Origin of the sequence: Gracilibacillus phocaeensis (assembly GCF_900626275.1) — a bacterium.
In the GTDB taxonomy this organism is placed as follows: domain Bacteria; phylum Bacillota; class Bacilli; order Bacillales; family Amphibacillaceae; genus Gracilibacillus; species Gracilibacillus timonensis.
In genome coordinates this window covers 1,317,360-1,329,584 of sequence record NZ_LR131144.1, presented here as the reverse complement: position 1 = coordinate 1,329,584, position 12,225 = coordinate 1,317,360, and the positions used below count along the sequence as shown (strand labels likewise).

General features: G+C 41.8%; 15 protein-coding genes. All 15 read left to right on the top strand.

The annotated features are described in order from the left end of the window. Window positions 1–14 precede the first annotated feature (14 nt). The 15 genes from fliE (at window position 15) to fliY (ending at window position 12,214) form a co-directional block, all read left to right on the top strand. Entirely contained in the window at window positions 15–314 is a 300-nt protein-coding gene (gene fliE, locus E0E32_RS14155; protein WP_066193898.1) for a flagellar hook-basal body complex protein FliE, read from the top strand. Window positions 315–336: 22 nt separating this feature from the next. Continuing rightward, complete coding sequence (fliF, locus tag E0E32_RS14150) at window positions 337–1,956, top strand: flagellar basal-body MS-ring/collar protein FliF (protein ID WP_066193893.1); 1,620 nt, start codon at window positions 337–339, stop codon at window positions 1,954–1,956. A 15-nt stretch (window positions 1,957–1,971) separates the two neighbouring features. Next, the gene (fliG, locus tag E0E32_RS14145; protein ID WP_066193891.1) at window positions 1,972–2,982 is read left to right on the top strand and encodes a flagellar motor switch protein FliG; all 1,011 of its coding nucleotides are present in this window, start codon (window positions 1,972–1,974) and stop codon (window positions 2,980–2,982) included. Then, entirely contained in the window at window positions 2,975–3,733 is a 759-nt protein-coding gene (fliH, locus tag E0E32_RS14140) for a flagellar assembly protein FliH (protein ID WP_066193886.1), read from the top strand. The genes fliG and fliH overlap by 8 nt, the downstream gene beginning before the upstream one ends. Next, complete coding sequence (gene fliI / locus E0E32_RS14135; protein ID WP_130860011.1) at window positions 3,708–5,018, top strand: flagellar protein export ATPase FliI; 1,311 nt, start codon at window positions 3,708–3,710, stop codon at window positions 5,016–5,018. The genes fliH and fliI overlap by 26 nt, the downstream gene beginning before the upstream one ends. A gap of 6 nt (window positions 5,019–5,024) precedes the next feature. Then, complete coding sequence (gene fliJ, locus E0E32_RS14130; protein ID WP_066193881.1) at window positions 5,025–5,462, top strand: flagellar export protein FliJ; 438 nt, start codon at window positions 5,025–5,027, stop codon at window positions 5,460–5,462. Window positions 5,463–5,476: 14 nt separating this feature from the next. Next, window positions 5,477–6,061, top strand: coding sequence for a MotE family protein (locus E0E32_RS14125; protein ID WP_066193877.1), 585 nt, complete (start codon window positions 5,477–5,479; stop codon window positions 6,059–6,061). Between the two features lie 44 nt (window positions 6,062–6,105). Then, a complete protein-coding gene (locus E0E32_RS14120; RefSeq protein WP_165445036.1) occupies window positions 6,106–7,515 on the top strand; it encodes a flagellar hook-length control protein FliK in 1,410 nt (469 codons plus the stop codon). 9 nt (window positions 7,516–7,524) lie between these two features. Continuing rightward, complete coding sequence (gene flgD / locus E0E32_RS14115; RefSeq protein WP_066193873.1) at window positions 7,525–7,998, top strand: flagellar hook assembly protein FlgD; 474 nt, start codon at window positions 7,525–7,527, stop codon at window positions 7,996–7,998. Next, the gene (locus tag E0E32_RS14110) at window positions 7,988–8,347 is read left to right on the top strand and encodes a TIGR02530 family flagellar biosynthesis protein (RefSeq protein WP_066193870.1); all 360 of its coding nucleotides are present in this window, start codon (window positions 7,988–7,990) and stop codon (window positions 8,345–8,347) included. The genes flgD and E0E32_RS14110 overlap by 11 nt, the downstream gene beginning before the upstream one ends. Window positions 8,348–8,424: 77 nt before the next feature. Continuing rightward, window positions 8,425–9,318: a flagellar basal body rod protein FlgG gene (gene flgG, locus E0E32_RS14105; RefSeq protein ID WP_066193868.1), complete on the top strand. Its 894-nt coding sequence runs from the start codon at window positions 8,425–8,427 to the stop codon at window positions 9,316–9,318. 55 nt (window positions 9,319–9,373) lie between these two features. Next, entirely contained in the window at window positions 9,374–9,598 is a 225-nt protein-coding gene (locus tag E0E32_RS14100; protein WP_066193865.1) for a flagellar FlbD family protein, read from the top strand. Next, window positions 9,588–10,004 carry a flagellar basal body-associated FliL family protein gene (locus E0E32_RS14095; protein ID WP_130860009.1) on the top strand — a complete coding sequence of 139 codons (417 nt, stop codon included), beginning with the start codon at window positions 9,588–9,590 and terminating at the stop codon, window positions 10,002–10,004. The genes E0E32_RS14100 and E0E32_RS14095 overlap by 11 nt, the downstream gene beginning before the upstream one ends. Window positions 10,005–10,032: 28 nt before the next feature. Then, window positions 10,033–11,022, top strand: a complete 990-nt coding sequence (fliM, locus tag E0E32_RS14090) for a flagellar motor switch protein FliM (protein ID WP_066193860.1) — start codon at window positions 10,033–10,035, stop codon at window positions 11,020–11,022. Between the two features lies 1 nt (window position 11,023). Next, window positions 11,024–12,214, top strand: coding sequence for a flagellar motor switch phosphatase FliY (gene fliY / locus E0E32_RS14085; protein ID WP_130860008.1), 1,191 nt, complete (start codon window positions 11,024–11,026; stop codon window positions 12,212–12,214). Window positions 12,215–12,225 lie beyond the last annotated feature (11 nt).

Below are 12,225 nucleotides of genomic sequence, written 5' to 3'. Positions count from 1 at the left end.
GGACGTGACAAAAAATGAACATCTATTCACTAGACAATATTCAAACCAAACTACAATCGACACCTGCTGCTTCTCCTACTGTAGGAGAGTCTCAGCAGGCCTTTACTCAGCAGTTAAAACAGGCAATTGAAGAAATCAACCAAGCTCAAGCAGCATCTGATCAAAAAACGCAGGCGTTAGCGTCGGGCGAAATAGATGATTTACATGATGTCATGATTACTGCCCAAAAAGCTAGTATCACCCTGCAAACAGGGGTAGAAGTACAGCGCAAGGCAGTAGACGCTTATAATGAAGTAATGAGAATGCAAGTGTAAGAAATGATTTTGGGGGCAGAAAATGAAGGAAAAACTAAAACAGACCCAGGAACGACTGTCTAAGTCCTACCAGTCACTTTCTAACAAGCAACGAATATTCCTATTTGGTGGAATAGGCTTAGTATTAGCAGTGATTATCTTGGGGACGGTGCTTACAACATCAAAAAATGATCGTGTCGTTCTTTATAATGATCTATCCCTGCAAGAAGTGGGACAAATCACAGAGGAACTTGACGCTAGGAATGTAGATTACCAGATTACCGAGGCCGGCACTGGAGTGGAAGTGCCTGAAGAAATGGCAGATTCCCTGTTAGTAGATCTTGCTGCTCAGGGCATTCCGGATAGTGGCAATATCGACTACTCTTTCTTTGCTGAGAATAGCTCGTGGGGAGTGACAGATAACGAATTTGAAGTGATGCGAACCGATGCCATGCAAACGGAAATTGCCAACCTTATTTCTCAAATTGATGGAATTAATGGGGCAGAGGTGAACTTGAATGTGGCACCAGAGCCAGTGTTTATGGCAGAGGAGCAACAGCCGTCATCGGCGTCGATTGTTATTCAAACGGCACCGGGCTATCAATTTGAACCAAGTCAGGTTAATGCATTGTATCATCTTGTATCGAAGTCCATGCCAAACCTATCTACCGACGACATAGTGATCATGAATCAAAACTTTGAGTATGTCGACTTGGACAATCAAGGCACGTTTGGAGCAGATTCTACCTATACGTCACAACAGCAGATCAAGGGTGATATTGAGCAAGATATGGAACGAAATGTTCAGCGCATGCTTGGTTCCATGATTGGTATGGATAAGGTGGCTATCTCCGCTACGGCAGATATTGATTTTACACAAGAACAACGTGTGGAGGAACTAGTCGAGCCTGTTAATGAGGACGATGATACACTGCCAGTTAGCGTGGAAACCATAACGGAGTCCTTTACCGGTGAACAACCGGAGGAAGGAGCTGCAGGGGTTGGCGAGGGTGAGATCGCCAATTATCCGGCCGGTCAAAATGGCAATGTGGGTGACTATGAATTAGTCAAAGAATCCGTAAATAACGAAGTGAACCGCATCCAGCGTGATATTGTTGAGAGTCCATATAAGATTAGGGACTTAGGTATTCAAGTAGCAATTGATAATCAGCGTCTTCTGGAGAATGGTGAAGTGGAACAACTAACGGCACAAGAACAGGAGGCCGTTGAACAAAGCGTGGCTTCGATTCTGAATTCGATTATCTCTACTTCCATTGATAAATCATATGGTGAATTCCAACCGGAAGAGAAGGTTTCGATTGTTTTTCAACCTTTTCAAGGTACGGAGACTCCTGCAGCAACAGCAGCGGCACCTGGCATTCCAACATGGCTATACATACTGGGAGGGGCCGTGCTATTAGCGATTATTTTTGTCATTTGGATGTGGAGAAGGAGCAGGAAACAGGAATATGAAGAAATAATGGAAGAAACGACGACACCAGTTGCTCATACAGAAAGTGCGTCACAAGAGCAAGACGTTCCGCCGATTACTCATACAGATGACTCAGATGAAGGTATGAGAAGGAAACAGTTAGAGAAATATGCAAAGGAAAAACCAGAAGAATTTGCGAAACTATTAAGATCTTGGTTAACGGAAGATTAGGGGAGGTTAATATTTTTGGCTAAAAGAAAGGTGTTAACAGGAAAACAGAAGGCAGCTATTTTATTAATTTCTTTAGGCCCAGATGTTTCTGCCCAGATTTTTAAACACTTGACTCCAGAGGAAATGGAAAGATTGACGCTGGAAATATCTTCTGTGAAGAAGGTGGAAGGCAGTCAAAAAGAAGAGATTCTTGAACAGTTTCATGAGATAGCAATGGCGCAGGATTATATTTCACAGGGCGGTATCAGTTATGCGAAAACGGTACTTGAAAAGGCATTAGGAGAAGAGAAAGCTCAAGATATCTTAAATCGTCTGACTTCTTCCTTACAGGTGAGGCCGTTCGATTTTGCTAGAAAGGCAGAGCCTAATCAAATCATCAATTTTATACAAAATGAGCATCCACAGACGATTGCCCTTATCTTATCTTATTTAGACGCCGAACAGTCGGCTCAAATATTATCGGAATTACAACCGGAGGTGCAGGCGGATATCGCTAGAAGGATTGCCATTATGGATTCAACATCCCCGGAAATCATTGCCGAAGTGGAGCAAGTTTTGGAAAGAAAGCTGTCAACTACGGTTTCTCAAGATTATACACAAACAGGTGGTATTCAAGCAGTAGTTGAAGTGTTAAATGGAGTGGATCGCAGTACAGAACGGACAATTTTGGATTCCTTAGAGATTGATGATCCAGAACTGGCAGAAGAGATTAAGAAACGAATGTTTGTATTTGAAGATATTGTGGTTCTGGATAATCGAGCTATCCAGCGAGTGATTCGTGAAGTGGAAAATGATGATTTAAGACTATCCTTGAAAGTAGCAAGTGATGAAGTGAAGGACGTTGTCTTCCAAAACATGTCTACTAGGATGGCAGAAACATTTAAAGAAGAAATGGAGTTTATGGGACCTGTTCGCTTGCGAGATGTTGAAGAAGCCCAATCAAGAATTGTATCAGTTATTCGTAGGTTGGAAGAGATTGGTGAAATTGTGATCGCGCGTGGTGGAGGAGATGATATTATTGTCTAATTTTTCCCTTCCAGCAAGAGAAATTCAATTGAAAAAGGTGCAGGTAAAACCCGAATCATCCGTAAAGTCTTCTGCCGACACGGCGATGGATTTGGAGAAGCAAATCACCAATAAACAGGCAGAACTTGATCGATTAGAACAACATATGAAACAGAAAAAAGAAGAGACCAATCAAGCGATCGAAGAACAAAAAGCTCAATGGGAGCAAGAACGATCCCGATACATAGAACAAGCGCAGCAGGAGGGCTATCAGCACGGCTATTCCCAAGGAGAGATAGATGGGCAACAGCAATATCAAGATCTGCTTGTACAAGCAAACGATACGTTGCAAATAGCAAAGCAAGAATATGGTGAGATCGTAGTGAAAAGCGATGAGACAATTCTGCAGATTGCATTAGCAGTGGCAGAAAAAGTATTGCATGAGGAACTCAAGTCTCATAAAGAACAATTTATTCCAGTGGCAAAGTCATTAATTGCTCAGGTAAAGGACCATCCACAAATTAAATTGTTTGTTCCAAATAGTGTATATCCTTTATTTATCGAGAACAAAGATGAACTCGAGGCGATCGTTCATCATAAAACAGATTTTATGATCTACCCAGCGGAGGATAAAAATCCTTATCAAGTGATGATCGAAACACCATCAGGAAAAGTGGACGCCTCGATTGATAGTCAGCTTGATGAAATCAGAAAACGTCTTTTTCAAATATCGGAGGAAATGACACGTGAATCTCACGAAAATATGGAGTGAACTAGAACAAATAGACACGTACAAACGATATGGCAAGGTAGACCGAGTGATTGGACTGTTAATTGAAGCAAGGGGTCCTGAAGCTCGGATTGGGGAAGTCTGTCTGATCCATACAAAAAAGATGGGACAGAGCATTCGAGCAGAAGTCATCGGATTTTATCAAGAAAAGGTGTTACTTATGCCTTACACAAGTGTGCATGATATTGCCTCAGGTTGTTTGGTAGAAGCGACGAAACAGCTCTTGCAAATCAAGATTGGACGCCCGTTGATTGGCGGAGTAGTTGATTCCACTGGTGCTTATTTGAATGGCGCCCCGCTGCCGAAAGGATTAATAGAGTATCCGACAGAACAATCACCTCCCAATCCTTTGGAGCGGCCAAGGATTCGTGAGACCATTCCCATTGGTGTAAAGGCGATTGATGGCATGCTAACTGTAGGTAAAGGTCAGAGAGTTGGTATTTTTGCGGGAAGCGGTGTTGGAAAAAGCACATTAATGGGGATGATTGCTCGTAACAGTGAGGCAGACATCAATGTGATTGCCTTAATCGGCGAACGAGGACGAGAAGTGAAAGAATTTATCGAGAAAGATCTTGGCGAAGAAGGATTGAAAAAGTCGATTGTGGTGGTGGCTACTTCTGATCAATCCGCCCTGATGAGAATCAAAGGAGCCTATACGGCAACTGCGATTAGTGAATATTTTCGGGATTTGGGGTATAGCGTCAATTTAATGATGGATTCCGTCACAAGAGTAGCTACGGCACAAAGGGAAATCGGGCTGGCGATAGGAGAGCCTCCAACCACCAAGGGATATACTCCATCCGTGTTTGCGCTGTTGCCGTCTTTGCTAGAGCGGGCGGGAACGAACGAGAGGGGTTCGATTACAGGGTTTTATACAGTGTTAGTGGATGGCGATGATTTTAATGAACCGATTGCCGATACGACACGTGGGATTTTAGATGGTCATTTTATATTGGATCGGAAGCTCGCAGAAAAAGGTCAGTTCCCAGCTATCAATGTCTTACACTCCGTCAGCCGGGTAATGAATGAGATTGTCTCGAAGGAACAACTGCAGATTGTACAATCTTTGAGACAGATATTAGCGACATTTGAAGACAATGAAGAATTAATCCAAATTGGGGCATACAAAAAGGGCTCCAATCGATTAGTCGATCAAGCTATTCAACTGCAGCCAGCTATCATGGATTTTCTTAAACAAGAGGTAGAGGAAACGGCAGAGCCAGATCAAGTGCTCCAACAAATGCAGAAATTGTTAGAGAAAGGGTAGTGACAGATGGAAGAGTGGCATGGTTATGAAAAAATCAAACGGATAAGGGATAACGAAAAAGATCAAACAGAATTAGCGTTTAGAGAAGCAGTAGCAGATTTCGAACAACGCGCTGAACAATTGTATGATCTATTAAAGCAGAAAGAAGATATAGAACAGGCATATAAGCAGTCATTATCCCAATCTGTTCCGATTGAGACACTACGCTCTTATCATCAATATTTGGATTTCTTAACGCCATCTATTATCACGCTGCAACAACAGGTAAATCAAGCGAGAACAAAGATGCAGTCGTTACAAGAGCGAGTAGCGGAAGATTATATCGAGGTCAAGAAAATCGACAAGTTAATTGAGAAAAAGAAGGTGGCTTTTCATCAAATGGAAAAACGTAAGGAAGCTTTCGTAATGGACGAAATATCACTGCGGCAGTTTATGCATAGGTAAGGACAGGTGAAGATATGGCAAAGAATTCATCTAAACAGAAAGAGAAAAAGGCAGGTATGTTTCAATGGTTGATGGTGATTGTTGTCCCATTGATTTTTGCAGCTATCATCACGGTGATTATTTTATCGGTAATGGGCGTAGATGTGATGAAACATACAAAAGAGACGCTTAATAAAGTTCCATTTTTGAGTGAATATGTTACAACCGACGACGAAGCTTACTATCAACACCAGCTGACAAACAGAGATCAATCGATTGAACAATTGCAAGCAAGAGTAGAGGAACTGGAAGTAGAGCTGGAGACAAGTCAAGGTACCGTTACCGATTTAGAAGAGGAATTAGCAGAGGCATCGGTAGAGAGTGTGGAACTGGGCAACAGTGAAGAAACACCAGAAGAAGAGGATGACAATCTGGAAGAATTATCTGAATCCTTCCTAGCTATGAAACCTGAAGAAGCAGCTCCAATTATTGAAAATCTTGCTGATGAGGTAGCTATTCCCCTATTGACCTTGATGGACGCAGAAGCACGTGGGGAGATCATGGCGGTGATGGAGTCAGAAGTAGCTGCCAATTATGCCAGTATGTTAGCGGCAGAATAGAGCTGCCTATCGTGTTAAAAATCTGCTTGAAAGGAGGTGACATGATGAATCCGATGGAAGTATTCAATGGAGGTTTACAACTAGGTATGAGGGAATTCTTAACGCTGCCGTCTGCCGTACCGGACAAAGTGATGAGCTTTCGTGAAGTGCTTGGTGGTCAACAGATATTCCTTCCGACCAATGAAAAGCCATTAGAAGACTCACCTGCAGCCCCCATTTCTACCGTAAAGGATTTACTGCTTTCCTTGTTGAAAGAAATGAATTCTCAAGAGGAAGGAGACGATGATCCTCACATCCATGAGGAAAAATGGTCATCTTTGCTGGAGAGCCTCTATCCAGGACAAACAAGTCGGGAGAGTATCAACTTACCGGATGTAGAAGATTTCCGCTCTGCGATTCAAGCTTTGATATCTCAAGATAAATTACTGTCAAAGATGGAAGAATGGTTCCGTGCTAATGAAGGAATAGAGGGATCGGCAGTTCAACTTACCGATCAGCTACAAAGATGGGCCGAGTCATTTGAGACAACCAATCTGGCACCGACGAAAACGCCAGCTATCGAGTCAGAGGATCTTGTTTTTCCAACCATGACACTTGTATCAGAAAAGAACCAAGCGGATCTAGAGGTGATCGGATCCAAGATCATACAATTTCTCCATCAATGGAGAGATCAGCCAGTTTCCTTTGAATCGTCTAGACAAATGTTGCAATTATTGAAACAGTGGTCACAACTTCAGCCTGCGAACCAACAAGGGATGCAACTGTTTATCGGTTCTAAGTTAACAGAACAAGAAAAACAGATCTGGGAAAGGCTAATAACCAACTATCAAAACCGACAGGATTCCTCACTCCAGCGTTCCTATGCCAAAGAGATCACGGCACAGGATATCAGTAAATGGGTGAAGAAGGCCTTAGAGCATACAAATTGGGTGGACCAACAACCGCGAATCATGGAGTCTCAAGTTGGTCAATCATCATCAAAGGTACAACAATACGTGATCCACTTGCAGCAAACCCAATCGGAAGAACGAACCGTGCAGCAACAATTAATTCAGCAATTTCAGCGAGTGATGCAAAAAAGTAATTTTATGCAGTTAGCCAATGGTGATGGACAATTAACCGTACAATTAAAGCCAGAGCACTTAGGAGAGATCACGGTACGATTAGTACAAATGAATGGTGAGATGACGGTGAAAATGTTAGTACATTCACAAGCAGCGAAAGAGTTATTGGAAACGAATATCCAGCAATTACGCCATTTGTTTAGTCCGCAACAAGTCGTTGTCGAAAAACAAGAAACTTTTCTGACGCCATCTAGTGATGAACTCACCCAAGAGCAGGAGTCATATGAAGAGGAGCAAGGTGAGCAAGGCTCAGATCATGAAGAGCAGTCGGCTTCTTCTGATGATAACGAAATAGATTTTCATGAACTGTTAATGGAAATGAAAGTGTAGGTGAATAGGATGACAGCAATCGATCCGTCTTATTATTTGAAGAATCAGGCGCAGTCTTCGCCCTCCAGCCAACTTGGCAAGGATGAATTTTTACAAATTTTAATGACACAATTGCAAAATCAGGATCCCTTAAATCCAATGGATGATAAGGAATTTATATCACAAATGGCCACTTTTTCTTCATTGGAACAAATGATGAATATGTCCAACTCTATGGAAATGCTGGTTCAAAACCAAATGGTCTCCCCAGTGATTCAATACAGTCATTTGATTGGCAAAGAAGTCTCTTATTATCAAATTGATGAGGAGACAGGCGAGGTAGCAGAGCCTAAGGAAATAGTAGATAGTGTCGTGCGTTCGATCTCGCAAAATCAAGGGTATGCGGTGATTGAATTAGAAAATGGGACGAAGATATATACCGACGAAATTCTCAAGATTTCCGATCTAACGGAAGAGCATGAGGAGCCCGACGATGGAGAATAAAATTCATGCCTATCATCCTCCTATTTTGCCAGGCACTCCACCAAAAGCTAAATCGTCGTCAGCGTCCTTTAAGCAGATGCTACAGTCGGAACAGACGCTCCAACTTAGTAAACATGCCAGCGAGCGTCTACAGGCAAGAAACATTGACATCAATGAGACGAAGTGGCAGGAGATCGATGACAAACTAGAAGAGGCAAGGAAAAAAGGGGTAAAAGAATCGTTAGTATTGCTCGATGATGCCGGTTTAATCGTTAATGCACAAAATAAGACAGTGATCACGGCGATGAGTAAACAAGAAATGAGTAGTAAGATCTTCACAAATATAAACGGAACTATTCTATTAGATTAGGCCGGACCCATTCGGGAAGCCTTTCACTGCTGATTGACTGAGGCAGTGTAATGGAGTAGAAAAAGGAGAGGGAATCTATGTTACGTTCAATGTATGCAGGTATTTCAGGAATGAAAAGTTTCCAAACAAAGCTTGATGTGGTTGGAAATAACATTGCCAATGTCAATACTACTGGTTTTAAGAAAGGCAGGGCCACCTTTCAGGATATGATGAGTCAACCCATATCAGGCGCTAGTGCACCGACTGATATTCGAGGTGGTGTCAATCCGTCGCAAGTAGGTACAGGGGTACAATTAGGTACAGTGGATAACATCCATACGGGAGGTAATCGTCAAACAACCGAACGACCGTTAGACCTGCAATTAGAAGGAGATGGTATGTTCGTCTTTGCTAGAAACATAGCGGGTAACCTGCCCGTCGACAACCTTGGTGATACAGAAATGCAATATTCTAGAGCAGGAAATCTCTACTTAGATAATGATGGAAATATTGTTAATCCAAATGGTCAATATTTAATGGGTTTTACTACCACAGGAGAGGAGCCATCCTCGATTGATGATATCGATCATGGAAATGTGGGCATTATCAATATACCAGATGGAGCGGACAGTATCAGCATACAAGGAAATGGATTAGTGACTTACTTAGAGAATGGGGAAACAAGGATTGCCGGTCAGATTGCACTAAGTAAATTTGCCAATGCGGGTGGTCTCGATAAAGTCGGGGCAAACATGTTTCAAGAGTCTCAGAATGATGGTCAGATAGAAACAGGAGAAAATGACAGTATCTTCTTTCAGCCGGAATCAGGTGGTACGGCCAGCCTTGTTTCCGGAGCTTTAGAAATGTCGAATGTTGATTTATCCGAAGAGTTTACCGAAATGATCACGGCACAGCGTGGTTTTCAGGCAAATACCAGAATCATCACTACCTCAGATGAAATCCTGCAAGAACTTGTCAACCTAAAACGATAGTTTAAAAAAAGGGGGAAGAGGGGGAAGGGCTATCGCACCTTCACCCTCCCAATCTATGATTACGTTAACCAAATTAAACAATCAACGTTTGACGATCAATGCTATGTACATAGAAAGGGTCGAATCATTACCCGATACGACCATTACACTTGTTAACAACAAGAAAGTTTTTGTGAAGGAGTCAGAACAGGAAGTAAAACAACAGGTGACCGATTTCTATAAAGAGATTGGCTTATATCATCTTCCACAAAGGGCAGGTGAACCAAAGCATGAGTCCTAAAATAATCAAAACATTAGTTGCAATGCTGCTTGTCATCACCATTGCAGGAGTAGTGGCAATATTTTTCGTTTTAAACAAAGAATCGGATACAGGAAAAGCGATGAACATCGATGATATGGTGGAGAATTCCTATACCACCGAAGAGATTCGTACCGATTTACCGGATGGTAATTTTGTATTAATACAATTCCAATTCATTACTGATACCAGGGATGGTTTAGAAGAGATTGAAAAACGAGAGTTTCAAATCAAGAATGAATTTATCAAGCTGGCTGTGAACATGACTGCGGAGGATTTTAAACATAATCTGGCAGAGGTGGAATCGGAGATGAAGACAGCAATGAATACCCATATGGAAGAAGGGAACATTGTTGAAGTCTTGGTAATTAATAAAGTAATTCAATAGAGATAGCTCCGAAATGGAGGTGAACGGAATGGCAGATGAGGTACTTTCACAAAATGAGATTGACGCACTACTTTCCGCCTTATCATCTGGGGAAATGGATGCCAATCAATTAAAAGAAGAAGAAAAAGAAAAAAAGGTAAAGGTATATGACTTTAAACGGGCGTTACGATTTTCTAAAGATCAAATTAGAAGTATCAGTAGAATGCATGATAACTTTGCCCGTTTACTGTCTACCTACTTTTCCGCACAGCTGAGGACTTATGTTCATATAGCTGTTGCTTCGGTAGATCAAATACCATATGAAGAATTTATACGCTCGATTCCGACCAAGACGATCTTAAACGTATATAGTGTTGCACCACTAGATGGCCGCATTATATTTGAGTTTAATCCAAATATTGCTTATGCCATGTTGGATCGCTTACTAGGCGGCCAAGGGAATAGTGTCAATAAAATTGATAACTTAACCGAAATCGAAACAACGATCATGTCTCAGTTATTCGAAAAGGCACTAGATAATCTCCAGGAGGCTTGGATGTCCGTTGTGGAAATCGACCCTATCCTGGAAGATTTTGAAGTGAACCCACAATTTTTACAGTTAGTTTCACCGAATGAGACAGTCATCGTTGTCTCACTGGATACCACGATTGGTGATAGCAGCGGCATGATCAATATTTGTATACCGCATGTCGTCTTAGAACCAATTATCCCTAAATTATCGGCACACTACTGGATGCAAAAGGATACTGATAAAGAAAGAAAGCCAGAGGAGTATGATTCCATAGCCGCCAATATTAAACAGTCAAACGTGGACTTAACGGTCTTACTCGGAGAAACAACGATTAGTTTAGAAGATTTTCTATTTTTAGATCGACAGGATACGGTTGTGTTGAATCAAACGATTGATCAAGAACTCACCTTGTTTGTGGATCAACAAGCAAAATTCTTGGTACAGCCCGGAAAGAAAAAGAAAAAAATGGCTGTGCAAGTGTTAGATGAAATAAAGGGAGGGGATTAATATGAAGGACGATGGAATGTTATCTCAAGATGAGATTGATGCGTTATTAAATGGAACAGATGAGGAAGATCAAAACGATGACAACACTCCTTCCACTGAACAATACCTTTCATCGCTAGAAATCGATGCCTTGGGTGAAATCGGGAATATATCGTTTGGCAGTTCCGCAACAACCTTGTCAATGATCTTAAATCAAAAAGTAGAGATTACAACACCAACCATTCATACCATAAACAAGAATGATTTGGAAAAGGAGTTTCCAGTACCTTATGTTGGTATTGAAGTGAGATATACCGAGGGTTTTACCGGGACAAACTTGTTTGTGTTGGAATCGAAGGATGCTGCAGTTATAGCAGACTTGATGCTAGGTGGTGAAGGCAAGCCAGCTTCCACTGAGTTAAACGATATTCATTTAAGTGCCGTTCAAGAGGCGATGAATCAAATGATGGGGACATCGGCAACGAGCATGTCGACGATATTCAATAAAAAAGTAGACATCACACCGCCATTTACCTCGATTATGGATGTTGCAAATGAAGAGGCGCCATCGTTAAATCCAGACGATAATCTATTAATTAAAGTCTCCTTTCAATTAAAAGTTGGCACCTTAATTGATTCGGTTATTATGCAATTACTACCCGTAACGTTTGCCAAGGAATTAGTCAATGAATTATTGAATCCTGCGCAAGAGCCAATGATGGAAGAAACGGAGCCACCAACAGCGGAGAAATCGGCAACCGAACCAGAGTCCGCACCAGCCGTTGAAGAAGAAATAAGCAGCGAGGTGACTGTAACCAATGAAATGCCACAGCAAGATAAGGCAGCGGTAAAACATCCAAGACAAATGGGAGCCCAGCAGAACGATCCAGCATCACAGGTACAAAGTGCCGCTTTTTCCAATTTTGAGGGGGAAAGCACACCGTCTCCTGAACAACGGAACCTTGATTTGCTGATGGACATTCCCTTAAAGGTTACCGTAGAACTTGGTAGAACGAAGCGATCGGTTCGAGAGATTTTAGAGTTAACCTCTGGTTCTATTATTGAACTGGACAAACTTGCCGGCGAACCAGTAGATATACTAGTTAATCAGAAATTAATCGCCAAAGGAGAGGTAGTTGTTATTGATGAGAACTTTGGTGTACGTGTTACGGAAATAGTAAATAAAGAAGATCGATTAAAACAACTAAAATAGAGAATAAGTGA

What these genes read in the sequence shown, in the direction of transcription:
- fliE (WP_066193898.1), top strand. Translation starts at nt 15, where the DNA reads ATGAACATCTATTCACTAGACAATATTCAAACCAAACTACAATCGACA.
- fliF (WP_066193893.1), top strand. Translation starts at nt 337, where the DNA reads ATGAAGGAAAAACTAAAACAGACCCAGGAACGACTGTCTAAGTCCTAC.
- fliJ (WP_066193881.1), top strand. Translation starts at nt 5,025, where the DNA reads ATGGAAGAGTGGCATGGTTATGAAAAAATCAAACGGATAAGGGATAAC.
- E0E32_RS14125 (WP_066193877.1), top strand. Translation starts at nt 5,477, where the DNA reads ATGGCAAAGAATTCATCTAAACAGAAAGAGAAAAAGGCAGGTATGTTT.
- E0E32_RS14120 (WP_165445036.1), top strand. Translation starts at nt 6,106, where the DNA reads ATGAATCCGATGGAAGTATTCAATGGAGGTTTACAACTAGGTATGAGG.
- flgD (WP_066193873.1), top strand. Translation starts at nt 7,525, where the DNA reads ATGACAGCAATCGATCCGTCTTATTATTTGAAGAATCAGGCGCAGTCT.
- E0E32_RS14110 (WP_066193870.1), top strand. Translation starts at nt 7,988, where the DNA reads ATGGAGAATAAAATTCATGCCTATCATCCTCCTATTTTGCCAGGCACT.
- flgG (WP_066193868.1), top strand. Translation starts at nt 8,425, where the DNA reads ATGTTACGTTCAATGTATGCAGGTATTTCAGGAATGAAAAGTTTCCAA.
- E0E32_RS14100 (WP_066193865.1), top strand. Translation starts at nt 9,374, where the DNA reads ATGATTACGTTAACCAAATTAAACAATCAACGTTTGACGATCAATGCT.
- E0E32_RS14095 (WP_130860009.1), top strand. Translation starts at nt 9,588, where the DNA reads ATGAGTCCTAAAATAATCAAAACATTAGTTGCAATGCTGCTTGTCATC.
- fliM (WP_066193860.1), top strand. Translation starts at nt 10,033, where the DNA reads ATGGCAGATGAGGTACTTTCACAAAATGAGATTGACGCACTACTTTCC.
- fliY (WP_130860008.1), top strand. Translation starts at nt 11,024, where the DNA reads ATGAAGGACGATGGAATGTTATCTCAAGATGAGATTGATGCGTTATTA.